This is a genomic window from Pseudomonas sp. P4795 (assembly GCF_048822895.1).
Lineage (GTDB): Bacteria > Pseudomonadota > Gammaproteobacteria > Pseudomonadales > Pseudomonadaceae > Aquipseudomonas.
In genome coordinates this window covers 51194-73621 of the sequence record NZ_JBMFBT010000006.1, presented here as the reverse complement: position 1 = coordinate 73621, position 22428 = coordinate 51194, and the positions used below count along the sequence as shown (strand labels likewise).

Below are 22428 nucleotides of genomic sequence, written 5' to 3'. Positions count from 1 at the left end.
GCCATAAATATTTTTTCAGGCCAAACTGTATTGCCTGGTACTTATTAGCACTCCACCGCACTCATCACTATCAACCGATACCGACTAAAAATAACTAACAGCGCTCAAATCGACATCTAATAACATTAGTGCCCTCCACACTAACTGCCAATTGCCAACAACTACCCAACTCGGGTATTAAAGTACACCTTCAATAATCATTGAAACTTGCAATCATTCGTTATTGCACGCACGCAACTGTGCGCCATGAATGTCCAGGATGCTTTTATGATTCGTAAATGTCTGTTCCCCGCTGCCGGCTATGGCACGCGTTTCTTGCCGGCGACCAAAGCCATGCCCAAGGAAATGCTGCCCATCGTCAACAAGCCATTGATCGAATATGCCGTTGAAGAAGCACGCGACGCCGGCCTGCAACACATGGCGCTGGTGACCGGGCGCGGCAAGCGTGCGCTGGAAGACCATTTCGATATCAGCTACGAACTCGAGCATCAGATCCGTGGCACCGAGAAAGAAAAATTCCTCGCTGGCACTCGCGAGCTGATCGACACCTGCACCTTCTCCTACACCCGTCAGGTGGAAATGAAAGGCCTCGGTCACGCAATTCTCAGCGGTCGCCCGCTGATCGGTGACGAACCGTTCGCCGTGGTGCTGGCCGATGACCTGTGCCTGAACCTCGAAGGCGACGGCGTACTCGCGCAAATGATCGAGCTGTATAAACAGCATCGCTGCTCGATCGTGGCGATCCAGGAAGTCCCGCGCGACCAGACTCACAAGTACGGCGTGATCGCCGGCGAGCAGATCGGCGAAGGCTTGTACCGGGTCAGCCACATGGTGGAAAAACCCAGCCCTGAAGACGCGCCGTCGAACCTGGCGATCATCGGCCGCTACATCCTGACCCCGGATATCTTCGAACTGATCGCCGATACCCAACCGGGTAAAGGTGGCGAGATCCAGATCACCGACGCGCTGATGAAACAGGCTCGGGAAGGTCGCGTGCTGGCCTACAAGTTCAAGGGTCTGCGCTTCGATTGCGGCGACGCTGAGGGTTATTTGCAGGCGAGCAATTTCTGTTACGAAAACGTGTATCTCAAGACCCGCTAAGCGCCCTGCACCCACTCCTCATTCAGGCAGACAACCATGAACATTGCACAACACGCAGCAGACAGCGGACTGGAAGTGGGCAACCTCGGGATGATGAGTTGGTTGTCACGGCATCGGTCGATGCCCAGCGCCAACCAGCCGTGGCTGGGTGCGTCGCTGATGGTGGAACGCATCGGCATGTTCCCCTCGTCCGGGGATATTCGCCATCCGCTGCCCGATCCCTATCCCCTGCTCGCTCACCTAAAAAAGCTCTATGGCGAGCAGGCGCTGGAAGTCGACGATCGCGACGGCCTGAAGATGATTTTCAGCGACTGGCGCTTCCGCGTACGCATCTGCTGCAACGACCCGGCAATCATCATCAACGTGGAAACCCGCTGTGATCTGCAGTTGATGCCACGTAAAACAGCGGAGCTGTTGAACCACCTGGACGCATTCCAGCAAGCCTGAACACGGCCCCTGTAGGAGCTGCCGCAGGCTGCGATCTTTTGATCTTGTTTTTTAAGATCAACGTCAAAAGATCGCAGCCTGCGGCAGCTCCTACACGGGATGTGTTGGTTATTGAGGGGCGGTGCCGCAGGTATCTTGCGGCGACACCGCCTCGCTGCCACCAGAGATCATCCGATAGAAGTAATCGGCAATCACCTTGCCACCGGTTTCCGGCAGCGGATGAATCTTGTCCGGCCCAATCATTGCGCTGGCGTAACGTTTCACGTCGGCGCCGAAAGCGCATTGCAAATTGGCGTAACCGAGGTGCTCGGCGCGCGCCCACGGTTGCAGAACCTGCGCGTACGCCGACATCGGATAGGCACTCGAGCGCGTGGTGTCCTGACGCATGATCAGGTTGATGCTCGCTGCCGGTTGAATCTCGCGGATCATCCGCACCAGCCCCTGAACGTTCTTCAGATAGGCCTCGGGCTTCACGCCAAAACCCTGATCGTTACCCCCGAGCATGATCAGATAAATGTCCGCCGGGATCTTCGACACCACGGCTTTCCACTGTGTCTGCCAGCGGCCATCGTCGTGATAGAAATCCTTGGACGCCGCACCCGACGCCGCCAGTTTCGATACGCGCACGCCGCCCTGCTCATTGCTCATCCACAGGCCGAACAGCGTTGGTGCGCCATGCACCACTTCCAAGCGCAACCGCCAATCTGCCGCTGACGAAGTACCAGGCAACGGCACCTCCTGAACACCCTCCCCTGCGAGTTGCAATGGTTGCCAGTTATCCGAAGGCGTCCACCGATAGCGCAGCTCACTCGATTCGCCGTTGCCGAGATAGAGCAATTTAGCTTGAGTGACGGCAGTGTTGATCGCCGCTGTCGGCTTGGCATCAACTTCCAGCCATGCACCCGGCCGCCCCGTCACGGTACGGCTGTCGGGACTGGCCTGGCCAAGCGCGGATACTTTCCAGTCTCCGCTAAAGTACTTTTCACTGGTACGCGTGTACTTGAAATGCGTCCCGCCAAGTGCCGCGCCATGGTTGAAACCGACATAGCCGGGACCGGCAAAACCGGTCTCCTTGACCAAGCGCTGAACGAACTTGTTGAGATAGAAATCCTGCCCGGCGCTGTAGCTGTCACCGATCACCGAGATCGACAGAACCTTGCCCGCCTTGCCTTCACGCCACTGAGCAAAACGCTCGCGCGCATCGCCGACTTCGACCACAGATGCAGCGGTGGGGCTCGCATCATCAGCCGCGTACATGAGGCACATCCTTAACCGGAACAATCAGTGAGTCTTTAACTGGTTTTTTCGCCGCCGCGCGCTCACCCAGAAACAGCACCGAAGTGAAGTTGAATCGACTGAAAATCATCGACAACACAACCGGCCCAAGCAAGCCACAGGCCACGCCGCCAAACACCAGCAGACTTTCATCTTTCACACCCAGGCGTCCAAGGACAAAGCGCGAAGTGGCAGCGAACAGCACATGAAACAGGAAAATCGCATAGGAATACCCGCCAAGCCAGGTCAGCCATTTCGAACGCATGTCACTCGATAACAGCGCGATGCAGGACACGCAACCCACGGTCAAACCGATCAGGCTACGACGATCAACAATCAATTCGCGATCCAGCGCTGCCACATACAGCAGCGTCAGCGAAATCAAGACGAATACCACCGGCCCGAGCAGCTTGAAGCGTTGCTTCAAAGCGTCGACGTTTTCCTGCCCGATCATCCCCGCGACAAAAAATGGCAGCAGGTAAATCGCACCGTTGATACCAAACGCATCCACCGGAAACGCTGGCAGGAGAAACACCGCCGCCGCAAACGCAAACAGCAAAAACAGACGCGTCGGCGTGCGCAGTAACCCACGCCATTCCAGCAGCCCGACGAACATGAAAATGATGAACACCGCCTGCAAGAACCAGAAGTGGTTGATCGGCACATAGAACGACAACAACGCGTCGATCACGCCGACGTCCTTGTTCACGCCCGGCCCTACCGCCTGCAATACCGAAAACGGTACGCCCACGCAAAACAGCGGCACGATCAACCGCCGCACCTTACCGCTGAAGAACGCGGAAAAGTCATTGCCGCGAATCTTGTAGATCGAATAGATGTAGCCCGAGATGAATGTGAACAGCGGCATCCGCACGTACACCATCGAATCGGCGAGTACCCGGAACGGCGAGCCGATATCGATTTTCAAGCCGCCGCCCAGCGGACCGATGACGTGATACAGCACCAGCAGCAAACACGCCAGGCCGCGCAGGGTTTCGATCTCCAGCGACTTTTTCTTGCTCGACATAATGACCTGCCTCAATTCAGAACCCTTGATTCAACCTGCACCGGTTTGTTCGCCCGCAGCATCAATCCCAACCCGACGAACAACACCGGGACCACCATCGAGAAGTGTCGGGCGAAGGAGCCGAAGTCCGGCTCGAACAAGCCCTGAACCAGCAAAAACGCCAGTGGAATCGCGATCAGTTCCTTGGGTTTGGTCTGGATCGGTGCGCCTTTGTAGTCGGTCGAAGTGATGACTTTGAACAGCAACATCGCGGTCATGATCATCAACGCCACGAAAATCGCCTGACCCGGCCCGGACAACATGATCAGCTCCACCGGGAACGACAGCCGGAAGAAGATGATCATCGAGTCCAGCGCTTGAGAGACGAAATCGCTGCCGCTCAACCACGAGACAATCAACGACTTGGAACCCTCTTCGCCCGCCGTACGCAGTTCATTGTTACTGGCGCGAATCGACGACACCGGGAACCCCAGCGCCAACTGAATCGCCGTGGCCACCGCCAGATAGAACAGGAACAACATCAGGAAAAAGGTCACGCGCGAGACGTACTTCTTCATCACGCAAACGCCGACCCACGACAGCGAAAACAGAATCCAGTACGGCCGGATCAGCACGCCGTAGATCACTGCCGAGAGGAAAAACCCAACACGATATTTGCGCGTCAGCGAGCTGAGCAGAATGCTCAAAATCGCTACCGAGACGATGATTTCCTTGGTCAGGTTTTCCAGGAAAAACGAGCGCACGATGCCCCACAGACACAGGGTGCCGAAAATCGTCAGCGGCATGCGCCGGAACACCACCACCGGAATCGCCGTGAGGAAGAAGTTGCAGAACATTCCGTAGGCCCAGGCGTTGGTCAGGTTGATCCCGGTGGGCCGCAGCAGGAACGCCGAACACTCGTAGGACGAGCGATCCGGCGAGAACGGGTTCCAGAAATTGCAGTTGTCAGCCCGCGCGTAAGACGACCACAACGTCATGGCATCCGGACCAGGAGCGCGCGGAACCAGCAGCGGCATCGCGACTGACAGAAACAACCCGGTGAACAGAATCAGGAACGAAATCGAGGAGTCGAATTTTCTACCGCGAAACTCGATGCACGGCAGCTTCAACCCCATGCCGGCACCTGCTTGGCCCGGGTGACGCGAGTCAACACGGCAATCACGCCGAGCTGCACAATGATCGCGAAAACGTTGCCCCACGCCGCGCCATAAATTGAATAGTGCTTGATCAGCACATAGCTGACCGGCAGCGATACCAGTAAGCAAATCGCTGCGCTGGCCAGTGACACGCGGCTGTTGCGCGAGGCAATCAAACCACCCCAAACGATGTCGCCAATTGCGCGCAAGGCGAAGGAAAAGATCAGCACACCGAGGATCGCGTTGTCCGGACGCGGCACGCTCGTGGCGACGTAATCCAGCACCACGTTGAAAAACACATAGATCGCCACCGCCACCGCCGCCGACACCAGCAACGAGCGCATTACCCACTTGTTGACGAACAATTCCCTGACCGTGAACGCTTGCTGCTCGGCCTGATAACGCTTGGCGAGGACCGGAATCGCCACCACCGCCACCACCGCGTAGGACAGCGCCTGCAAGGTGTTGGCCGCCGACCACGCGTAAACGTATTTACCCAGGCTGGCGTAGGGTTCGATGTCGATAATCAGAAAGCGCTCGGCGTATTGGCTGAGCGCGATCAGCCCGGTGCCGAGATAAAACGGCAACCCGGCTTTCCACACGGTCGCCGTGTTGAGCGCACCTTCACTGCGTCCATGATGAACATTCACCACAATCCAGTAACCGGCGAAGATCACCAGAACGTTGGCGATCACCCACAGCCACAAAACACTGGCAATCCCCGAGACCCAGCCGAGCATCATCCCGCCCACCGCCAGCAGCGCCCACAGGCCGGTCTTGATGAAAAACAGCAGCGCACCGGCCGTGGCTTTCTGCGCGGAAAACACGAAGGAATTGATTTCAAACGACAGGTGTTCGGTGAGCAGCACCAGCGTCACGCAGGCGATCAGCGCCGTGGTCGCCTGCACCTGCTGGAACAGCGAATAAATCAATACCGTCACGATCGACAACGCCAGCCCGACCGCCAGATACAGCAGCAAAACCTTGTCGACCACTCGCCGCGAACTGCCGCCGACGCTGATCAGCCGGTTGATCTCGGAACTGAAACCCACGCTGTAAAACTTCGACGCGATCAACGACGCCGCCATCACCACGCCGTAAAAGCCCAGCGCTTCGTAACCCAGATAATGGGTGATGGCGAGCACCAGCAAAAACTTCGCGCCTAATGCTCCGCCGCGAAGCAATAGCCGAAATATCATCGAACGACGCCTTTGATGATGTCGTCCATGATCACTGTTTTTGCCTCGATCTCGCGGCAGGTGTCGGTCAGGCGTTTGCCGAAACTCGACAAGGCATTCGGCGCGTAAACCGTGTTGATGATGGTGTCGACATCGATGTCGCCGCCGTTGATCACCCAGTCCTCGACGCCCATGTCCTGATAGGCGCCAAAGCCTTTGCGCTCATAGCTGATGTGGAACGCCGGAACCCCGGACAACAACGATTCAATAGCACCGTGCAGGCGCACGGAAATCACCAGATCCGGCTGATACTTGGCCAGCGTCGCCTTCAACGGCAGCAAGTCTTCGGTAATCCCCAGTTCGCGATAGAACGCACCGTCGTCGTTACCACGCACCGCACTTTGCACCGCGCAGACCACTTTGCTTTTGTTCTTCAAGCGCTGTAGCAGCAACTTCAAGTTGGCCACGTAGGCGACTTTCTTCTCCTTGCTCCACGCCGGTGGTTTACGCAGGACTACGCAAACGGTGGCTGGCGAAGACGCACAACGCGTGAACTTGGGTTGCGAGAGAATCTTGCTGGCCAACGACTGCACGGCCAGATCCGGAGCGCGGTAGACATTCTCATAAGCATCGAAAATCGCCGAGGAACGGTTATCCCGAACAAACACCGCATCGGCACTCGCGTAATGCTCGACGATCTTGCTGCTCTCACCGTGGAACGGGCCAATGCTCTGCGGCAGGTACACCGACGGCACTTTGCTGAGGATCGCGGTTTCCAGTTGCTTGGCGTGGCCGAGTTTCAATTTGATATGTTCGAAGGCGCTCTTGGAGCGCATGTAGCCGCCACCGACCCCAACAATCAAATCAGTCTTCTTCAACAGATCCGCCAGACCGGCGTAAGACTGATTGAGGAACACCGCTTGCTTGACCCGGCCCAGCCCCTTGGCCGCCATCACCGGCGCGTCAAAGCGCTTGTACGGCAAGTAGTTGAAAGACTCGGGATCGGACGCCACCACGCTGATCGAAGTGTCATCGCCAAAGTTGCGCTGCACCAGCGCAATGGCCAGATCGACGAGCAGACCGTCACCGGAATTGGACGCACTGTAGCCATGCAAGATCGTTACGTTCATAAGCTGATTTCTACTTAATAAGATGGAGCGGAATACACGTCGTAGGTCTGGCGAATCATCAACGCGGCGCTGAAACGCTCGCGCACGATCCGCCGACCTTCGATGCCCAGGGCGTTCAACGCAGGCTTCTGGATTTTCATCAAACGCTCAGCGAGTGCCTGATGGTCGCCGGCCGGGAATACGTAGCCGGACACACCGTGGCTGACCAGTTCCGGCAACGAAGTGCAGTCACTGGCGATCACCGGCAAGCCCAGCGCCATGCCCTCCAGCGGCACCATGGCAAAGCCTTCCCAGCGACTCGGAACGATCAACGCGTCGGCCTTCTGATACAGCACTTGTACTTCTGCGGGCGTCACCCAGGACAGATATTCAACCCCTGCCATCGGCGGGCAATCGACAGAATCCTCGTTGACCGCACTGCCCACCACCGTCAGTTTCAGATCGCTGCGCTGAACCTTGGCGTAAGCCTTGAGCAATACATCGAAACCCTTCTGATAGTCGAAACGGCCGACATACAGCAGATGAATCGGCTCCGCTCCTTCGGTTTTGCGCGCTTCATCCTTGTGATGGATGCCGTTGTAGATCAGCTTCATGCGCTTGCGCTCGATGCCAAACGCAGCGGCTTTGTCCAACTCGTACTGGCTGACGCAAATGATCGTGTCGGTGACTTTCTGCAAAACGCGCTCGATCAGCGAGTAGATCTTTTGCTTGGTCGGCGAGCTTTCCATCAGGAACGAAAAGGCATGTGGGCAATAGATGATTTTCGGCGAACGCCAAGGCTTCAAGAGTACGCAGACGCAACGGCCGATGACTCCGGAAAAGGTGCTGTGCAAATGCACGACATCGGGTTTTTCCTTGAGAACCACTCGGGCCAGTTGCCAGGCAAAGCCCAGCAGCGAGCGCACGTTCCTCCCGCTTCTTTCGAAGGTACGGATTTGTCTGGCATCGATGCCGTGCAGTTCTTTCTTCTGATCGAGTGGCACCAGATACACCAGTTGATAGTTCGCATCCTGGTCTTCGGGCGAAGTTGAAATCGTACGGATAACGGTGGCGACGCCACCTTTTATCGTTTCAGCCACGTGCAGTATTTTTTTCACAGTCCACCCACTTCCATGCCTAGTAAGGACAATCGCTGAAACTCAGGATTTGTCGGACGCGTATTCGTAGTTGTAATAGCCGTAGCCGCCGTTGCCGTAGTAACTGGCGGCGCGCTTCTCTACGCCGTTGAACACCGCGCCTTTCAACTCGATGCCGTTCTGCGCAAAGCGGCGAATGGTCAACTCGATCTCTTTGGCCGGGTTCACGCCGAAGCGCGTGACGATCAGGCTGATCCCCGCTTCACGGCCGACAATGGCCGCGTCAGTGACTGCGAGCAGCGGCGGCGTATCGATGATCACCACGTCATACATCTCGCTGAGTTGCGCCAGCAGGTCGCGGAAGTTGGCGTGCATCAACAACTCGGAAGGATTCGGCGGCACTTGCCCACGGCTGATGAAGTGCAGGTTTTCGACTTCGACCTGGTTCAGCGCCTGCTCGATGGTGCAGCGCTTGACCAGCAAATCGGACAATCCGTTGGTGATCGGCGTATTGAGCGTTTTATGCAGATGACCTTTGCGCATGTCGGCATCGATCAGCACCACGCGCTGACCGCTTTGCGCCATCACCGCTGCCAGGTTCGAAGACACGAAAGTTTTGCCGACCTGCGGACTTGGGCCGGAAATCATGATGCGGTTGTTGGTCGAATCCAGCCCGGCGAAATGCAGACAGGTGCGCAGACTGCGGATCGACTCGATCGACAGATCGGTCGGATTACGCTCGGCCAGCAGATACGCCGGCGCCTGCGTAGCGTCTTTGCCACGGACCTTTTTCACGTCCTGTTCCTGCTGCAGCGCGCTGTAGGGAATCGAGGCGTACACCGGCAGCCCGAGTTTCTCGATGGCTTCCGGCCCCTCCAGTCCGCGACTCAGGGATTTGCGCACCAGCACCACGGCCACGCCGACGAAACCGCCGAGGAAGGTGGCGATCAGTACGATCAGCGGTTTGCGCGGTTTGACCGGGCTGGTCAGGTCGACATCCGCAGTATCAATCAGCCGCACGTTGCCCACCGCACCCGCGCGGACGATGTCCAGTTCCTGGGATTTGTTCAGCAGTTGCGTGTAAATCTGCGACGCCACTTCGACGTCGCGGGTCAGGTTGAGCAGTTCCTGCTGGGTGGCCGGCAGGTCGCCGACTTTGCTTTCCAGCGACTTCTGCTGCTGGGTCAATTCGCCGATCTGCGTCAGCAACGCGCGATAGGCCGGGTGCTGTTTGGTGAACTTGCGATCGAGTTCGGCCTGCTGCATTTTCAGTTCGGAAATGCGTGTATCCAGGCTGACTGCCTGGCCCAGCACCGACTGGGTTTCGAGAGAAATATTCACGGTTTTGCCACGGGTCTGATACGCATTGAGCGCATCGCTGGCTTTGGCCAGATCGCGTTTGACTTGCGGCAACTGGCTTTGCAGAAAGGCCAGGCTTTGCGCAGCTTCGGCGGACGTGCGCTGCACGTTCTGCTGTACGTACAACGAGGAGATCTTGTTGAGGATCTTTACCGCCTCGGCTGCATCACTGCTGGCCAGCGCGAGACGAATGATCCCCGACTCTTTGCCCTGCTCGGAAATATCCAGCGCATCCTGATAAGCCAGTACGGTGACGATGCGTGGATTGCGCACCACTTCGAAACGCGTGCCAGGGTTGGCTTGTAGATTGGCGATCAAGCCTTCTACGCCGTCCTGCGCAAAAGCAGTTCCGGCAGCGCCCTCGGCGAGCAAATTGTCGTTGTCATCGAACAGCTGAAAGCGGTTTTGCTCGGCGGCGACCAGCGTCAGCTTCTTGCCCAACAGTTCTTTCGGCAGATTCAGCCGCGCGATGTCCAGGCGCTCGCCGCCCCAGGCGTAGCTGTTCATGCCAAAACGCGGCGGTGCCACGCTGTTCTCGCCAGTGCCGCGATAGCGCCGCGCGAGAAACCCGCCGACGACCGGGAAAGTATTCGGTGTGACGTCGATATCCAGGCGCAGATCATCGACAGTTTTACCGATCACCGCGCGGGACTTGATGATGCCGATCTCGGTCACCGACGGCGATTGGCCGCCGAGCATGCTGTTGAGGTCGGAGAAACCGAGCATGTCGTTCTTTTTCGGCTCGACCTGCACCAGCGCGTTCGCCAAGTACACCGGTGTCGACAACACCGCATAGGCCACGCCGGTCATCATGAATGCACCGGTGCACGCGGCGATCAGCCATTTCTGATCGATCAGGCTGCCAAAGATGCCCATAAGATCGATATTGTCTGGTTCGCTGTCGCGGGTGGCGACTACTGACGGTAACTGCATAAGTCTGTTCTTACCATTGACTGTTCTGAAGAATATTGATCAGTGCCCGAGGCGCTGCGCCCATGCGCCAACAGCATCTTCAATCAATGCGTGGGCATGAATAAAAGCCGCGCTGCCTTGACGATACGGATCCTGAATTTCTCGCTCGCTCTGCCACTTGCCGAGAAGAAAGACTTTGCCCCTGGCGTGAGCGGCAATCTTCAGTACTTGGTTTACATGCTGTTTTTCCATGACCAGAATCAGGTCTGATTCATTGACGATGTCCGGGGTAAGTTGCCGCGCGATAAACCCTTCGGCACTACACCCGCGCTCTTCCAGCACCTGCCGCGCCGTGGCCTCCATCGATTCGCCGGCCCGTGCGGCAAGGCCCGCGGAGGCCACGCTGATGGTCGAAGTGGCCAGCGCGTTACGCAGCAACAACTCTGCTGTCGGACTTCGGCAAATATTGCCCACGCAGACGACAAGGATCTTTTTGAACAAGGTTTACTTTCCCGTATGATGTCAATCGGCCAACATGTCGCGTGGATTTGAATTAACCCACGACAACTTCCTGCATTCGGAAATAGATTCGCCTTGTTATTGCCAGTGTATTAAGTACCACGCCTCTAAAAGTCACCCAACCGGAATTAACGGACTAAAAATAACTGTGATTTTCGCGCGAGTGTTTTCTGACAAAAAATAACATTCGTGCACTTCCCGCTCTCGTTACTATCCAAGTCCGGGAAAGTGGCGAACTTTTGATCTGTATCATTCTCAGCGGGGAGCGACATGAAAATTGCACATTGCAAACAGCTCGGCGTCGCGGCGCTGTTGATGTCGGGTGCAAGTGGACAGGTGCTGGCTGCTGATCTGTTCCCGACACTGCCCGACGACAAGACCATCGGCATTCAGGTCAAGATCCAGAGCTTCTCCCCGGCGGATGCCGAGCACATCAAAGCGGAAGGCTTGGGTTTCGTGCGTTTTGGCGTGTGGACCAACAGTCTGGGCGCGGCGGCTTATCAGAAACAGGTCAGCGACGCCTTCGCCACGGCCAAAGCCGCCGGTCTGCCAGTATTGCTGACGGTGCGCTCGACCAAGGCGCTCCCGACGGGGAACAACGGTGAACTGGCGACAGCCGGTGCAGACTTCGCCAAGTCGGTGATGGAACTGGAACAGGCTTATCGCACCCAGTTGGTGGCGATCGAAATATGGAACGAGCCGGATCTGGGAAAGTACTGGCCGACCGGTAATTTTGACACGACGTTCGTGCCGTTCATGAGTGCGGTGTGCAAGTCGTTGCAGGCACAGCCGCAAGCAACGCCGCTGGTGGGCTTCGGCTTCGCCCGGGCGCCGACCGCAGGCTCGGCTTCCACCGTGGCACTCAGCCGAATCGTCCGCGAGTACCCCAAGTGCCTCAGCGCGATTTCCTACCATCCCTATGGCATGTCAGGCGCGCAGATCAGCAGCGCACAGGCGTTCATTCAGCAGAATTTCCATCTGCCGGGGGTCATCAGTGAATGGGGCGTGTCGGCGCTCGCCTCGAACGGCGGGACTGCCGGGCAGGCCAGTAAAATCAGGACCTTCATCACCGATGTAAAAAAACTCGGGATTCCGCTGACCTCGATCTACGAATGGAAGAACACTGCGACGGGCGATAACGATCGCGAGAAGAACTTCGGCCTGTTGACCTCCGACGGCCAGTCGAAACCGGCAAAAATGGCGGTGAGGTCGCAACTCAACCCTTAGCCGGTTAACGGTCAGATGCTTTGAACCTGTAGTCTGATTTGGCATCGTATCTAGCGATACCGCGCCCGCCTTTCAAACAGCCGTCTTCAGGTTGTTGCCACCGGGGCGACCGATCCACGTACATGCCCTTGAGTGGCCGTCAGCGCTCGGGTAATGTCACCAGACCCATAGGATAGAGCACGCTCATGACTTCCAAGCTGGAACAACTCAAACAATTCACCACCGTGGTTGCCGACACCGGCGACTTCGAAGCGATCGCCCGAGTCAAACCGGTCGACGCAACTACCAACCCTTCCCTGCTGCTCAAAGCTGCGGCCATTCCGGCCTACGCCGAGCTGCTGAACGCTTGCGTCGCTGACTGCAAGGGCGACGTTGGCCTGGCCAGCGACCGCTTTGGCGTCGCGGTCGGTCAGGAAATTCTCAAAGTGATTCCGGGCCGCATCTCCACTGAAGTGGATGCGCGCCTGTCCTTCGATAAAGACGCGGTGCTCAAGCGTGCGCACCGTCTGATCGAGCTGTACGACAAGGCTGGCATTGGCCGCGACCGCGTGCTGATCAAGATCGCCTCGAGCTGGGAAGGCATCCGCGCCGCCGAAGAGTTGGAGAAGGAAGGCATCCAGACCAACCTGACCCTGCTGTTCTCCTTCGCTCAGGCCGCTGCCTGTGCCGACGCGGGTGTGTTCCTGATTTCGCCGTTCGTGGGCCGCATCTACGACTGGTACAAGAAAGCCAACGGCAACGACTACACCGGCGCCGATGACCCGGGCGTGCAGTCGGTCACGCGCATCTACAACTACTACAAGGCCAATGACTACAAAACCGTGGTCATGGGTGCGAGCTTCCGTAACCTCAATCAGATCGAGCAACTGGCCGGTTGCGATCGCCTGACCATCAGCCCGGACCTGATCGATAAACTGGCTGCCGACACTGGCAAGCTGGAGCGCAAACTGGCACCGGGTCACGCCGGTGAAGCGCGTCTGAGCCTCAACGAGGCGCAGTTCCGCTGGTTGTCCAACGAAGACGCGATGGCCACCGAGAAACTCGCCGAGGGCATTCGTCAGTTCGCCCGCGATCAGGAAAAACTCGAGGCGTTGCTGCAAGCCAAGCTGTGATCTGAATCGCTGATACGCAAAAAGGGCGAACCCTCACAGGTTCGCCCTTTTTTGTATCTTGCGGCTTTGGTCAGTGCCTTTCGAGGGCATTCACCAGATCATGGAACGCTTCACGATTGGAATCGTTAAGGCCCATGAGAATCTTGTGCGCTTCGAGCACCTTGATCCGCACCACTTCTTCCGACTGATCCTGATCCGGCAGGTCATCCAGGCATTCCGGGCATGGCACGGGATGATTGACGATGTTGAACACCTGCTCGAAACCCATCGATTGCAGCAGACGGGTGATGTCTTCGTGGGTAGTGACCACGGTTGGCAGCAATCCGACCTTCTGCCGCGACAGGATCGACAATTTGGCCAGCAGGCCAAGGGTCGTGCTGTCGATGCTGCGGGTTTCGGTCAAATCGATCACGATCGCGTTGAAATTCAGCGCGGTGAAGATTTTCTCAATAGTCGCATCCAACGCCGAACACAGGGTCAGGCGAACTTCACCGACGAACTTCAGGACGAAGGTGCCGTCCTGCTCGGCGAACTGGATTCTACCGGTACTCATTGAAGATTCCTGCTCAACACCAACAGGGCGATATCATCCGGCATCTCCCCTAGCGTGGCCAATCCAAAAACCTGCCGCAGACCATCCAGGCTGCCGCCCGCCAACTTCACCCTTTGCGGTAAAGCGGCTTCTTTCTCTTTGAGTGTGGGCTCTGGCAAAAGATCCAGAATGCCATCCGACATCAGCGTCAGGCTGAACGTCGGCGGCAGCTCGAGCACGTGGTCTTCGTAGGTGGCTTCATTGAAAAGCCCCACCGGCAAACCGCGCCCTTCGAGGTAGCGAACACTGTCAGGCGTGTACAACACAGGCAAAGGCAGATGACCGCCAATGCTATAGGTCAACAAACCGGTCTCCTCGTCGATGACTCCACCGACCATTGTGACGTGTTTACCCAGCTTACAACTGATCAGCCCCCGGTTGATATGACCGAGCACTTCCGAAGGCTTGAATTCCGGCAAGGTGCCGCTGCGCTTGGACTCGAACAGCAAGCGCGTGGTCATGAACTTCAGCAGCACCGTGACGAATGCCGAAGAGGCGCCATGGCCGGAGACATCCGCCAGGTAAAACGCCACCCGACGCTCGTCGACGCGGAAATAGTCGACAAAATCACCCGACAGATACAGCGACGGGATGATCTGATGCGCGAACTTGAACTCGTCGATGCTCCACGGACTTTCCGGCAGCATGTTCATCTGCACCTGGCGACCGGCGTTCTGGTCTTCCTGGAGCAGATTAAGGCTGGCTTCAAGCTCGCGGTTAGCCTTTTCCAGCTTCTCGCGGTAGCGCTGGTTTTCCAGCAGCAGGCGCGCACGATCCAGGGCCCGGCGCACAGAGTGCTCGAGCACAGCCAGATCTTCGAGAGGCTTGATCAGGTAATCCGCCGCGCCGAGGCGCAGGGCCTCGACCGCGTCGTTCATCACGCCGGCACCCGAGACCACGATGACTGGCGTCTGTGGTGAGCGCTCGGTGACCTGACGAATAAGCTCGAGACCGCCCATCTGCGGCATGCGCAGATCGCAGATGACCAAGTCGGGCGTGTCTTGCTCGAATACCTGAAGACCTTGCTGGCCGTTGCTGGCCTGCAGGACGCTGAAACCACTGTCTTCCAGATAGGCCGCGAGACTCGCGCGCACTACCTCGTCATCATCGATTATCAGCAGCGTGGCACTGGTTTTTGGCATGTGGGCAAACGGCGCCAGAATTAGGTTGGCGTAGCAGGCGGGGCAAGGCCCGGCTCAGACTACTGGATTCGCTTTCTAGCCTCCCTGCTGCACCGCTTTCGAGCACTGGCCCGGTACGCGGTTGCACCAGAGGTGCCCTTCTAAGGCGCAGACGGTACTCCCATCCTTCGAGCGTTTCAAGCATGCGCCGATGGTCGCCTGACGACTTTGTTTGTCAAAGCACCGGGAGTTATAAGAATGGCTTTGCAGGTAACCCGATGAAAGGTCGATCAGACAAAAAAAGGCGACCTCACGGTCGCCTTCTTTATAAGTCGGTCGAGATCAGAAATCGTCTTCGACCTGACCATCCTTGACCTTGAATTCGCGGTTCTGCAGGTAAGCATTACGAATGAACGTGTACTTGTCGCCGCTGATCAGCTTCTCGCTCGAGAGCAGGCTGGCGCGGGTGTCGACGATGTTCAGGCCGAAGATCGAGTTGCGCACTGGCACGTCGTGGATGTAGCGATACGGGCCGGTGTAGCCATCGACGTACTTCGATGGCGCGTCACGCAGAGTGCTTGGGCCCATCAATGGCAGCATCACATACGGGCCACTGCCGACGCCCCAGTAACCGAGAGTCTGGCCGAAATCTTCGTCGCTGCGCTGCAAGCCCATCTTGGTGCCGACATCAAAGAAACCGAGCAGCCCGAAGGTGGTATTGAAGATCAGACGTGCAGTATCGGTACCTGCAGCCGCAGGCTTGGCCTGCAGGATGTTGTTCGCCAGGTTGGTGACGTCACCGACGTTGCGGAACATGTTGTGGATGCCGTCTTCGACGAATTGCGGCGTTACAAATTCGTATCCCTGCGCCAGAGGCTTCAGCGCATAGGTGTCAACGAAGTCGTTGAACTGGAAGATCGGACGGTTAACGCTTTCCCAAGGGTCTTCTTCCGTGGCGGCCTGAGCGGCGAACGGAACCAGCATCACGCCGGCATATATACATAGCTGAGCGAGAGGGTTGCTCAAGCGCATAGAAAAACTCCTTGGATTTGTACTGGCGCTGGCCCCGGGGCCACGGCGGTAAGGCCGCTAGTATAAGACGGAAACACGATTTTAGGCAGTTCCTGAATGAAGCTCCCTGTCAGGGTTTTCCTACGCTTGCATTCATACGCCTGTCATCCAACTGTCACCGCCGTCGCCTAACCTGCTGGTTATTTCAGGGACGTCTCCATGCCACACGCCGAAGCATTGCCTGTTGTTGCGCCAAGCCTGACTGCCGTGCTGTTCGGACTCAGCGGCTGCCTGGTGGACTTCGGTGCGCGCGCTCGTCATCAGCCGAGCGCCACGGCAGAGCACGCAGATGCGACGCCCGGCGCGCTCGACAGCCTGCGCAGTTTGCAGCGTCAGCAAATCCCCTGCGCCTGGCTCGATGAGCTGCCCCCTGCCCTCGCCCAGCCGCTGTCAGCCGCGCTGCCCGAGTGGATCAAATCCTCGCAACATCCGGCAACACTCAAGCCGTGGCCCGCACCCAACGCCTGCTGGCAAGCGCTGATGGCTTTGGGCGTTGAGCGCCTTGACGGCTGCGTGCTGGTCAGCGGCGAGCCACGCCTGCTGCAATCGGGCCTGAATGCAGGTTTGTGGACGATTGGCCTGGCCTCCTGCGGTTCGCTGTGTGGTTTGGCGCCGAGCGAATGGCAGGCATTAGGTCAAAAGGAACGTGAACAACTGCGCGGTAAAGCGACCATGCAACTGTTCAACCTCGGCGTGCATTCGGTGATCGATCATCTGGGCGAACTCGACACCTGTCTGGCGGACATTAGTCTGCGCCGGCTCAAAGGCGAAAAGCCCTGACCGGGATCATGCAGTTTCAGCGCGAGTGGATTAGTCTTAGGGAGAGCCATAGACCTTTGGCGCACGGCTGCGGTCTATGCCTGTGCCTATCGATAAAAGGAAAACACGATGCCCGCTCAAGAACTGCAGAAACAGCTCGATACCCTGCGCGAGCAACTGGAGCAGAATCCGCCGCTGACTGAAGCCGAACGGGACGATCTGCATAGGTTGATGGCGCGGATCGAGCTGGAACTGGATCTCGAAACCAAAACCAAGGATTCCAGTATTGCCGATGGCGTAAACCTCGCCGTCGAGCGTTTTGAAGTCGAACACCCGGCCATTGCCGGCACGCTGCGCGACATCATCAATACGCTGGGCAGCATGGGGATCTGATTCCCGCACAGACAAAAAGCCCTGCCATCACTGGCAGGGCTTTTTTCATGTCCGCGATTTGCTTACTGACGCACGAGCCGGTGATTCGGCAACTGCACGCTTTCAGTGCTGCGGTACGGATTGATATCCAGCCCGCCGCGACGCACATAGCGCGCAAACACGGTCAATTTCTCCGGTTTCAGCAAGCGTTGCAGGTCGAGGAAAATCCGCTCCACGCACTGCTCATGGAAATCCGAGTGCTGGCGGAAACTGACGATGTATTCCAGCAAACTCGCGTGATCCAGCGCCGCGCCGCGGTATTGCACCACCACGCTGCCCCAGTCCGGCTGACTGGTGACCGGGCAGTTGGATTTGAGCAAGTGCGTATGCACGCTCTCCTCCACAATCCGCGAATCATCGCAACGCAGAAGCTCCGGACGCGGATGCTCATAGTTGCTGACGCTGATGTCCAGATCATCGATGCACACGCCCGGCAACGCCACGACGCCCTCGGCTTCGACATCTTTCAGGCTGCGAACCCGTACGCCCACCGGTTTGCCGGCAGCGGCGGACAAGTCCTTGACCAGCGTCGCTTCGAGACCCGCCACATCAGCGAACGGCGTCTGATTCAGCGAGTTCAGATACAGCTTGAATGACTTCGACTCGATGATATTCGGCGAATCCGCCGGAATGCTGAATTCACCGATCGCCACCACCGGTTTGCCCGATGGCAGCAGCCACGACAGCTCGAAGCAGTTCCAGAAATCCACGCCTTTATACGGCAGGGTTTCGGCGGTCAGGCCCAGCTCGGCCCATTTCGCGGTGCGCGGAATCGGGAACAGCAGGGATGGCGTGTACGTGGCGATGTATTCGCTGGATTTGCCCAGCGGCGAATGTTCGGCTGCGGGATGCATGGCGGAAACCTGACTGAATAATCAGCGGATTCTAACAGCCTTTGCCCGCGCCTTTGAGTGCTTACTGACTGACAGTCAATTTGCCGACCATCCCTGCCTGGTAATGACCGGGAATATTGCAGGCAAACTCCAGGCTCGTGGCTTTGCCGAAAGTCCAGGTCAGTTCGGCGGTCTTGCCCGGCTCGACCAGCACGCTATTCGGGTCGTCATGCTTCATGCCATGCCCCATCGCGCCATGATCCATACCGGCCATATCGTGGGACATTTCCTTGATGCCGGTAGGCGTAAGCATGCCGCTTTGCTGCATCTGCAACATTTCCTGCTGGTGCCTGGCATGCATCGCCGCGTCGCCGAGGTTGAATTCGTGCAGCAGCTGTCCCTTATTCACCAACACAAAGCGAACGGTCTCACCGGCCTTGATCTGAATCACCTGCGGATCGAAGCTCATATCGCCCATCACCACTTCGATGCTGCGAGTGGCCTTGGCGGCAGGCGCCGGTTGCCCGAATGCGTAGGTGTGCGCCGGTGCAGCCCAGAGCGGTACACTCAGCGCCAACAAACACGCGGCAACTGCCAGACGGTTACGCAAAAACATAGTCGTACTCCAACAAATCAAGGATCAGCTTGTGGGAAACTCTAGCCCGTGTGCGCTGCCATCAACCTGACAGGCAGATTACAACTTTGTCAGCTTGGGCTGTAGCGCCGGCGCAAACGGTATAAAAGCCACTGTTCCTTTCACCCGAGCCATTGCATGAAACTGCTGATCGTCGAAGACCAAGCGAAAACCGGGCAGTACCTGTGTCAGGGCCTGACCGAGGCCGGCTACAACAGCGAATGGGTGGCCGATGGCAACACCGGTCAACAACGCGCATTGAGCGGCGAATACGCATTGTTGATACTTGACGTGATGTTGCCCGGCCGCGATGGCTGGCAGATCCTGCAAGCAGTACGCAGCGCCGGACTCGACACACCGGTGCTGTTTCTGACAGCCAAAGACGCGGTGGAGGACAGGGTTCACGGCCTCGAACTCGGTGCCGACGATTATCTGGTCAAACCGTTCGCCTTCTCCGAACTGCTGGCGCGAGTGCGCAGCCTGTTACGCCGTGGCAGCAGTACAACCCAGGAAACCAGCCTGCAACTGGCGGACTTGCGCCTGGACCTGATCCGCCGCCGCGTCGAACGCAGCGGTCAACGCATCGACCTGACCGCCAAGGAATTCGCCCTGCTGGAGATGCTCCTGCGCCGTCAGGGTGAAGTGCTGCCTAAATCGCTGATCGCCTCGCAGGTATGGGACATGAACTTCGATAGCGACACCAACGTCATCGAAGTGGCGATCCGCCGCCTGCGCCTGAAGATCGACGACGACTTCCCGAACAAACTGATCCACACCGTGCGCGGCATGGGTTACGTACTCGAAGAGCGTGCCGAGTGATGCGCCGCCTCTCGCTGAGTGGGCGTCTCGCGCTGCTGTTTGCCGCGTGTACGGCCGTGGTGTCGCTGGCCGCCGGGATTTTATTCAACCGGGCCAGCGAGGCGCATTTCGTCGAGCTCGACCAGCAATTGCTCGACAGCAAGCTGATCGGGCTACGTCGGGCGTTACAGGATGTGCAAGCGAGTGAAAGCGCAGCGCGGCTGGCGGATGAACTCAGTCGCCAAGTCGATCTTTCCCTGCGCATCAGTGGCAGCGACGGCCAGCGCTGGTATGACAGTTCGATCCAGATTCCCCAGGATTTGCCGCAGACCACCGGGCTGGCGACCGTCAGTGACAACGGCACCGACTACCGCGTGCTCAACGCCCCGCTTTACCCGCAGAAAACCGACACGCCGCAACTGACCTTGCTGCTCGACATCACTCATCACCAACACTTCCTGCAACGCATGCAGCACCTGATCTGGCTGACTGTTGGCCTGTCGGCGCTGGCCACCGCAGTGCTCGGCGCATGGGCAGCGCGCAGCGGCTTACGGCCGTTGCGCCAGATGAGCGCGGTGGCGCGTGGGATTTCCGCGCAATCGCTGAATGCCCGACTGCCAGAAGCGCAGATGCCACCAGAGCTTGAGGAATTGGCCCACAGCTTCAACGCCATGCTCGGACGTCTGGATGATTCTTTTCAGCGTCTCTCGGCGTTCTCTGCCGACATTGCCCATGAGCTGCGCACACCGTTGTCGAACCTGCTGACTCACACGCAAGTCACCCTGACTCGTCCGCGTGCGATCGAGGACTACCGCGAGGCGCTGCACAGCAATCTCGAAGAACTGCAATGGATGGCGCAACTGGTCAACGACATGTTGTATCTGGCCAAGGCTGATCACGGGTTGTTGATGCCCAAACGTGAAGCGCTGGAACTGGCGGATGAAGCGGATGCGCTGCTGGAGTTTTTTGCGCCGCTGGCGGAGGACGCGCGGGTCAGGCTGATTCGCGAGGGCCACGCGCGCATTGACGGCGACCGCTCGATGTTGCGCCGGGCGTTATCGAATCTGCTGGATAACGCTTTGCGCTTCACGCCCGCCGAAGGCGATGTGCGGCTGCTGATTGTCGAGCAACCGAAGTCTTTGCAGGTGATCGTCGAAAACAGTGGCGAGGGGATTTCTGCGCAGAGGTTGCCGAAGTTGTTCGACCGCTTTTATCGGGCTGATCCGGCGCGGCAAGAAGGGAGTCATGAGCATGCGGGGTTGGGACTGGCGATCACTCAATCAATCGTGCGGGCGCATGGCGGGCAGATTCATTGCGAATCGGCGCAGGGTTGGACGCGGTTTGTGATTGAGTTGCCTAGAGACTGAGGCAAGACGTACCGGCCCTATCGCGGGCTTGCCCGCGATAGCTATTTCAAAGGTTACGAATATCTCAGAGCATGCGCCGGTTCGATCTTGGCCGCGCGCCACGCCGGATACAGCGTCGCCAGGAAGCTCAGCACAAATCCCGCCGAGCAGATCAGCAGCACATCACCACCCTGCAATTCGGACGGCAGATTGCTGACGAAATACACATCGGAACTGAAGATGTGCTGCCCGGAAACCCGTTCGACCCAGCCCACAAGCTCGCTGACATTCAGTGCCGCGATCACGCCGAGCACACCACCAATCAGCGTGCCGACAATCCCGATCACCGTACCCTGCACCATGAAGATCGCCATGATCTGCCGTGGGGTGGCGCCGATGGTGCGCAGGATCGCGATGTCCGCGCCCTTGTCGTTCACCACCATGATCAGCGTTGCGATGATGTTGAACGCCGCCACCGCGACGATCATCAGCAACAGCAGGCCGATCATGGTTTTTTCCATTTTCATCGCGCTGAACAGACTGCCCTGGGTGTGGGTCCAGTCGTCAGCCTTGAACTCGGCGCCCAAACCAGCGGCGATGTCCGAGGAGACTTTCGGCGCGGCGTACAGATCTTTCACCGCCAGGCGCACGCTCTGCACCTGATTCGGTTCCCAATGCTGCATGGTCGCGGCATCGGCCACATGGATCAGGCCCATGGAGCCGTCCAGCTCAGCGCCGACCTTGAACACGCCAACCACATTCAAACGCTGCATGCGCGGAGTGATGCCGCCCGGTGCAGTGCTGACTTCCGGCACGATCAGGGTGATCTTGTCACCGACGTTCAGACGAAAGCGTCGTGCGGTAATTTCACCCAGTACCACGCCGAATTCACCTGGCTTGAGCGCATCAAGACGACCCTGCACGATGTGCTGGGCGACAATCGACACCTTGCCTTCCTGAGCCGGATCGACGCCGCTGATCTGGATCGGCTGCATCAAACCCTTATAGGAAAGCATGCCTTCCATTTCGGTGAACGGCACGGCGGCGGTGACTTCAGGATTTTTCATTGCGGCGGCGGCGACTGGCTGCCAGTCGTCGATCGGCTTGACGCCAACGATGGTCGCATGCGGCACCATACCGAGAATGCGCGAGCTCATTTCGCGCTGGAAGCCATTCATCACCGACAACACCACGATCATCGCCAGCACGCCGAGGGCGAGGCCGATCATCGAGGTCATCGAAATGAACGATACAAAGCGATTGCGACGCTTGGCGCGGGTATAGCGCGCGCCGATGAAGATCGATAACGGTCTGAACATTCGCTGGGGCACCGTATAAAAACA

22 protein-coding genes are annotated in these 22428 nt (G+C 58.0%); 8 read left to right on the top strand and 14 right to left on the bottom strand.

The window, feature by feature from the left end; all coding sequences use genetic code 11:
* Window positions 1-267: 267 nt before the first annotated feature.
* Window positions 268-1101 (top strand): UTP--glucose-1-phosphate uridylyltransferase GalU, encoded by an 834-nt coding sequence (galU, locus tag ACOI8A_RS18335; RefSeq protein ID WP_420650680.1) that lies wholly within the window; start codon window positions 268-270, stop codon window positions 1099-1101.
* Between the two features lie 36 nt (window positions 1102-1137).
* Entirely contained in the window at window positions 1138-1548 is a 411-nt protein-coding gene (locus ACOI8A_RS18330) for a mannose-1-phosphate guanylyltransferase (RefSeq protein WP_420650679.1), read from the top strand.
* A 108-nt stretch (window positions 1549-1656) separates the two neighbouring features.
* On the opposite strand, the gene ACOI8A_RS18325 is transcribed toward ACOI8A_RS18330, so the two are convergent.
* Genes ACOI8A_RS18325 through ACOI8A_RS18290 form a run of 8 tightly spaced genes read right to left on the bottom strand, consistent with a single transcriptional unit; the run spans window position 1657 to window position 11142 of the window.
* The gene (locus tag ACOI8A_RS18325; protein WP_420650678.1) at window positions 1657-2805 is read right to left on the bottom strand and encodes an SGNH/GDSL hydrolase family protein; all 1149 of its coding nucleotides are present in this window, start codon (window positions 2803-2805) and stop codon (window positions 1657-1659) included.
* Window positions 2792-3850, bottom strand: coding sequence for an acyltransferase family protein (locus ACOI8A_RS18320; RefSeq protein ID WP_420650677.1), 1059 nt, complete (start codon window positions 3848-3850; stop codon window positions 2792-2794). Before ACOI8A_RS18320 ends, ACOI8A_RS18325 begins: the two co-directional genes overlap by 14 nt.
* Window positions 3851-3861: 11 nt before the next feature.
* Window positions 3862-4965 (bottom strand): hypothetical protein, encoded by a 1104-nt coding sequence (locus ACOI8A_RS18315; RefSeq protein WP_420650676.1) that lies wholly within the window; start codon window positions 4963-4965, stop codon window positions 3862-3864.
* Window positions 4956-6185 (bottom strand): phosphoribosylaminoimidazole carboxylase, encoded by a 1230-nt coding sequence (locus ACOI8A_RS18310; protein WP_420650675.1) that lies wholly within the window; start codon window positions 6183-6185, stop codon window positions 4956-4958. Before ACOI8A_RS18310 ends, ACOI8A_RS18315 begins: the two co-directional genes overlap by 10 nt.
* Window positions 6182-7294, bottom strand: a complete 1113-nt coding sequence (locus tag ACOI8A_RS18305; protein WP_420650674.1) for a polysaccharide pyruvyl transferase family protein — start codon at window positions 7292-7294, stop codon at window positions 6182-6184. Before ACOI8A_RS18305 ends, ACOI8A_RS18310 begins: the two co-directional genes overlap by 4 nt.
* Before the next feature lie 14 nt (window positions 7295-7308).
* Entirely contained in the window at window positions 7309-8391 is a 1083-nt protein-coding gene (locus ACOI8A_RS18300) for a glycosyltransferase (RefSeq protein WP_420650673.1), read from the bottom strand.
* Window positions 8392-8433: 42 nt separating this feature from the next.
* Window positions 8434-10662 (bottom strand): polysaccharide biosynthesis tyrosine autokinase, encoded by a 2229-nt coding sequence (locus ACOI8A_RS18295; RefSeq protein ID WP_420650672.1) that lies wholly within the window; start codon window positions 10660-10662, stop codon window positions 8434-8436.
* Between the two features lie 39 nt (window positions 10663-10701).
* A complete protein-coding gene (locus ACOI8A_RS18290; RefSeq protein ID WP_420650671.1) occupies window positions 10702-11142 on the bottom strand; it encodes a low molecular weight protein-tyrosine-phosphatase in 441 nt (146 codons plus the stop codon).
* A gap of 288 nt (window positions 11143-11430) precedes the next feature.
* Between ACOI8A_RS18290 and ACOI8A_RS18285 the strand changes: the two genes are divergently transcribed.
* Together ACOI8A_RS18285 and tal are read left to right on the top strand one after the other, a co-directional pair.
* A complete protein-coding gene (locus ACOI8A_RS18285) occupies window positions 11431-12387 on the top strand; it encodes a glycosyl hydrolase family 5 (protein ID WP_420650670.1) in 957 nt (318 codons plus the stop codon).
* Between the two features lie 185 nt (window positions 12388-12572).
* Window positions 12573-13499, top strand: coding sequence for a transaldolase (gene tal / locus ACOI8A_RS18280; protein WP_420650669.1), 927 nt, complete (start codon window positions 12573-12575; stop codon window positions 13497-13499).
* Between the two features lie 70 nt (window positions 13500-13569).
* On the opposite strand, the gene rssC is transcribed toward tal, so the two are convergent.
* From rssC to ACOI8A_RS18265, 3 genes are all read right to left on the bottom strand, one after another.
* Window positions 13570-14052, bottom strand: a complete 483-nt coding sequence (gene rssC, locus ACOI8A_RS18275; RefSeq protein WP_003226553.1) for an anti-sigma factor antagonist RssC — start codon at window positions 14050-14052, stop codon at window positions 13570-13572.
* Complete coding sequence (gene rssB / locus ACOI8A_RS18270; protein WP_420650668.1) at window positions 14049-15233, bottom strand: two-component system response regulator RssB; 1185 nt, start codon at window positions 15231-15233, stop codon at window positions 14049-14051. Before rssB ends, rssC begins: the two co-directional genes overlap by 4 nt.
* Before the next feature lie 321 nt (window positions 15234-15554).
* Window positions 15555-16196: a VacJ family lipoprotein gene (locus tag ACOI8A_RS18265; RefSeq protein WP_420650695.1), complete on the bottom strand. Its 642-nt coding sequence runs from the start codon at window positions 16194-16196 to the stop codon at window positions 15555-15557.
* 246 nt (window positions 16197-16442) lie between these two features.
* On the opposite strand from ACOI8A_RS18265, the gene ACOI8A_RS18260 reads away from it, so the two are divergent.
* Together ACOI8A_RS18260 and ACOI8A_RS18255 are read left to right on the top strand one after the other, a co-directional pair.
* A complete protein-coding gene (locus ACOI8A_RS18260; RefSeq protein WP_420650667.1) occupies window positions 16443-17063 on the top strand; it encodes an HAD family phosphatase in 621 nt (206 codons plus the stop codon).
* A gap of 108 nt (window positions 17064-17171) precedes the next feature.
* On the top strand, window positions 17172-17435 hold the full coding sequence (locus tag ACOI8A_RS18255; protein ID WP_420650666.1) for a DUF4404 family protein: 264 nt from the start codon (window positions 17172-17174) through the stop codon (window positions 17433-17435).
* Window positions 17436-17497: 62 nt separating this feature from the next.
* On the opposite strand, the gene queF is transcribed toward ACOI8A_RS18255, so the two are convergent.
* Both queF and ACOI8A_RS18245 read right to left on the bottom strand, forming a co-directional pair.
* A complete protein-coding gene (gene queF, locus ACOI8A_RS18250) occupies window positions 17498-18328 on the bottom strand; it encodes an NADPH-dependent 7-cyano-7-deazaguanine reductase QueF (protein WP_420650665.1) in 831 nt (276 codons plus the stop codon).
* Window positions 18329-18389: 61 nt separating this feature from the next.
* Window positions 18390-18923, bottom strand: a complete 534-nt coding sequence (locus ACOI8A_RS18245) for a cupredoxin domain-containing protein (protein WP_420650664.1) — start codon at window positions 18921-18923, stop codon at window positions 18390-18392.
* Between the two features lie 156 nt (window positions 18924-19079).
* Here ACOI8A_RS18245 and ACOI8A_RS18240 point away from each other — a divergent pair, with 156 nt between their 5' ends.
* Together ACOI8A_RS18240 and ACOI8A_RS18235 are read left to right on the top strand one after the other, a co-directional pair.
* Window positions 19080-19760, top strand: coding sequence for a heavy metal response regulator transcription factor (locus ACOI8A_RS18240; RefSeq protein WP_420650663.1), 681 nt, complete (start codon window positions 19080-19082; stop codon window positions 19758-19760).
* On the top strand, window positions 19760-21106 hold the full coding sequence (locus tag ACOI8A_RS18235; RefSeq protein WP_420650662.1) for a heavy metal sensor histidine kinase: 1347 nt from the start codon (window positions 19760-19762) through the stop codon (window positions 21104-21106). The genes ACOI8A_RS18240 and ACOI8A_RS18235 overlap by 1 nt, the downstream gene beginning before the upstream one ends.
* A 53-nt stretch (window positions 21107-21159) precedes the next feature.
* Here the strand turns inward: ACOI8A_RS18235 and ACOI8A_RS18230 are convergent, their stop codons facing one another.
* The gene (locus ACOI8A_RS18230) at window positions 21160-22404 is read right to left on the bottom strand and encodes a lipoprotein-releasing ABC transporter permease subunit (protein WP_420650661.1); all 1245 of its coding nucleotides are present in this window, start codon (window positions 22402-22404) and stop codon (window positions 21160-21162) included.
* Between the last annotated feature and the right edge of the window lie 24 nt (window positions 22405-22428).

Excerpts from the sequence above, each read along its gene's own strand:
- ACOI8A_RS18305 (WP_420650674.1), bottom strand. The coding sequence starts at position 7,294 with ATGAACGTAACGATCTTGCATGGCTACAGTGCGTCCAATTCCGGTGAC.
- ACOI8A_RS18310 (WP_420650675.1), bottom strand. The coding sequence starts at position 6,185 with ATGATATTTCGGCTATTGCTTCGCGGCGGAGCATTAGGCGCGAAGTTT.
- ACOI8A_RS18285 (WP_420650670.1), top strand. The coding sequence starts at position 11,431 with ATGAAAATTGCACATTGCAAACAGCTCGGCGTCGCGGCGCTGTTGATG.
- rssC (WP_003226553.1), bottom strand. The coding sequence starts at position 14,052 with ATGAGTACCGGTAGAATCCAGTTCGCCGAGCAGGACGGCACCTTCGTC.
- ACOI8A_RS18230 (WP_420650661.1), bottom strand. The coding sequence starts at position 22,404 with ATGTTCAGACCGTTATCGATCTTCATCGGCGCGCGCTATACCCGCGCC.
- ACOI8A_RS18295 (WP_420650672.1), bottom strand. The coding sequence starts at position 10,662 with ATGCAGTTACCGTCAGTAGTCGCCACCCGCGACAGCGAACCAGACAAT.
- ACOI8A_RS18265 (WP_420650695.1), bottom strand. The coding sequence starts at position 16,196 with ATGCTGGTTCCGTTCGCCGCTCAGGCCGCCACGGAAGAAGACCCTTGG.
- queF (WP_420650665.1), bottom strand. The coding sequence starts at position 18,328 with ATGCATCCCGCAGCCGAACATTCGCCGCTGGGCAAATCCAGCGAATAC.
- tal (WP_420650669.1), top strand. The coding sequence starts at position 12,573 with ATGACTTCCAAGCTGGAACAACTCAAACAATTCACCACCGTGGTTGCC.
- ACOI8A_RS18240 (WP_420650663.1), top strand. The coding sequence starts at position 19,080 with ATGAAACTGCTGATCGTCGAAGACCAAGCGAAAACCGGGCAGTACCTG.
- ACOI8A_RS18325 (WP_420650678.1), bottom strand. The coding sequence starts at position 2,805 with ATGTACGCGGCTGATGATGCGAGCCCCACCGCTGCATCTGTGGTCGAA.
- ACOI8A_RS18255 (WP_420650666.1), top strand. The coding sequence starts at position 17,172 with ATGCCCGCTCAAGAACTGCAGAAACAGCTCGATACCCTGCGCGAGCAA.
- ACOI8A_RS18315 (WP_420650676.1), bottom strand. The coding sequence starts at position 4,965 with ATGGGGTTGAAGCTGCCGTGCATCGAGTTTCGCGGTAGAAAATTCGAC.
- ACOI8A_RS18245 (WP_420650664.1), bottom strand. The coding sequence starts at position 18,923 with ATGTTTTTGCGTAACCGTCTGGCAGTTGCCGCGTGTTTGTTGGCGCTG.
- rssB (WP_420650668.1), bottom strand. The coding sequence starts at position 15,233 with ATGCCAAAAACCAGTGCCACGCTGCTGATAATCGATGATGACGAGGTA.
- ACOI8A_RS18330 (WP_420650679.1), top strand. The coding sequence starts at position 1,138 with ATGAACATTGCACAACACGCAGCAGACAGCGGACTGGAAGTGGGCAAC.
- ACOI8A_RS18235 (WP_420650662.1), top strand. The coding sequence starts at position 19,760 with ATGCGCCGCCTCTCGCTGAGTGGGCGTCTCGCGCTGCTGTTTGCCGCG.
- ACOI8A_RS18260 (WP_420650667.1), top strand. The coding sequence starts at position 16,443 with ATGCCACACGCCGAAGCATTGCCTGTTGTTGCGCCAAGCCTGACTGCC.
- galU (WP_420650680.1), top strand. The coding sequence starts at position 268 with ATGATTCGTAAATGTCTGTTCCCCGCTGCCGGCTATGGCACGCGTTTC.
- ACOI8A_RS18320 (WP_420650677.1), bottom strand. The coding sequence starts at position 3,850 with ATGTCGAGCAAGAAAAAGTCGCTGGAGATCGAAACCCTGCGCGGCCTG.